Annotated in this window: 3 protein-coding genes and 1 other RNA gene; all 4 read left to right on the top strand. The window is 64.3% G+C overall.

Annotated features, from left to right (window positions below):
* Positions 1-230, top strand: a 230-nt coding sequence (zapA, locus tag AC1DT3_RS20635) for a cell division protein ZapA (RefSeq protein ID WP_477467070.1), incomplete at its 5' end; no start/stop codon positions are given.
* A 258-nt stretch (positions 231-488) separates the two neighbouring features.
* Positions 489-644, top strand: a non-coding RNA gene (gene ssrS, locus AC1DT3_RS20630) — 6S RNA.
* A gap of 8 nt (positions 645-652) precedes the next feature.
* Positions 653-1237, top strand: a complete 585-nt coding sequence (locus AC1DT3_RS20625; protein WP_477467069.1) for a 5-formyltetrahydrofolate cyclo-ligase — start codon at positions 653-655, stop codon at positions 1235-1237.
* A gap of 9 nt (positions 1238-1246) precedes the next feature.
* A partial coding sequence (locus tag AC1DT3_RS20620; protein ID WP_477467068.1) for a YmdB family metallophosphoesterase occupies positions 1247-1560 on the top strand: 314 nt, incomplete at its 3' end.

Genomic DNA, 1560 nt, shown 5'->3' with positions numbered 1-1560 from the left:
ACATGCGGCTCCACGTTATGGCCGCCATCACCATCGCCGACGAAATGGCCGAGACGAAGCGGAAGGTCGCGGCGCTGGAAGCGGAGTTGTCCAAACTGCACTCGCTTGCCTCCGCCGGCGACGAACGCTCGCAATACATCGAATCGCGCCTCGTCGAGTCGATCGGCAAGGCGGCGGAGCGAATCGAACGCCTGGCCCGCGGGCTGAATGTGGGCACTGTCCAGAGCTAGGAATTCCTCGACGCCAACATCGCCGGCCTCGTGCCGGTGACCCATTCCGTCATTTCGAGGCGAGCGTAGCGAGAGCCCATAACCCATAACCAGTAACGATTCCGGAAAGGGCGCCTCCATTGTCGCGTCTCGTTCTGCATGGTCGGTGCTCATGGGTTCCGGGTTCCGCTCCGCGGCCCCGGAATGAGGAAGACGGATTGCCGATCCGTTCAAAACTTTCCCCTTCCCCCGCACGAGCATCGTCACTACATAAGCAAGGCGGGGCTGCGGGGCACGTTAGGAGTTCATTTCCCCGGGGCCTTAACGATCCTTAGGGAGCTGTCCCTGACCCGGTCCCTGGACCGGGATACACGGCGCCCACCTACTTATGTAGGTTCCCGGGATCGCTACTCCGACGGCTTTTGTGGCTCCGCGCTCTTTTCATGATTCCTCCCGACGTCGCCGAAACGAAAGACCAGCTTCGCCGCGCTTCGCTTGCGCGGCGCGACGCCCTCGACGATTCGTTTCGCCAGGACGCCGCCCACCGCATCGCCGATCGCGCCCTCCGCTTGCCGGAGCTCGCGGCGGCGGATCCCATCGGGGCCTATTGGCCGATCCGCAGCGAAGTCGATCCTCGGCCGTTGATCGCGGGCCTGATGGCGCGCGGGCAAGGCGTCGCGCTGTCCCAAATCATCCATCCCCGTCTCAGCTTCCGCCTCTGGCGCCCCGGCGATCCGCTCATTCGCGGCGGTTTCGGCGTCCACGAGCCGGGACCGGACGCTCCTGAAGTCTTTCCAGCGGCTCTGCTGGTGCCGCTCGCTGCGTTCGACCGGCAGGGCGGACGCATCGGTTACGGCAAGGGCCATTTCGACCGCGCCATTGCAGCGCTGGCGGGAAAGCACCCTCTCCTGACCGTCGGCCTGGCCTTTGCGGACCAGGAAATTCCCCGCGTGCCCGTCGAGCCGCATGACCGCGCGCTCGATTTCATCATCACAGAAAACCAAGTGATCCCGACCGGATCCGTTTAAGGACTTTCCATGCGTCTCCTGTTTCTCGGCGATATCGTCGGACGCCCCGGTCGGACGGCCGTGATCGACAAGCTCGGCAGCCTGCGCGAACGCTGGATGCTCGATTGCGTCGTCATCAACGGAGAAAACGCGGCCGGTGGTTTCGGCATCACCGAGGCGATCTGCGACGAGATCCTGAATGCGGGTGCGGATGCCGTCACGCTCGGCAACCACACCTGGGATCAGCGCGAGACGCTCGTCTTCATCGAACGGCAGCCCCGGCTCCTTCGTCCGGTCAATTTTCCCTCCGGAACGCCGGGGCGCGGCGCCAATCTCATCGATAC

It is taken from the genome of Microvirga sp. P4_G7 (assembly GCF_056401005.1).
The sequence above is the reverse complement of the archived record's forward strand: the minus strand, read 5'-3'. Positions and strand labels throughout refer to the sequence as shown.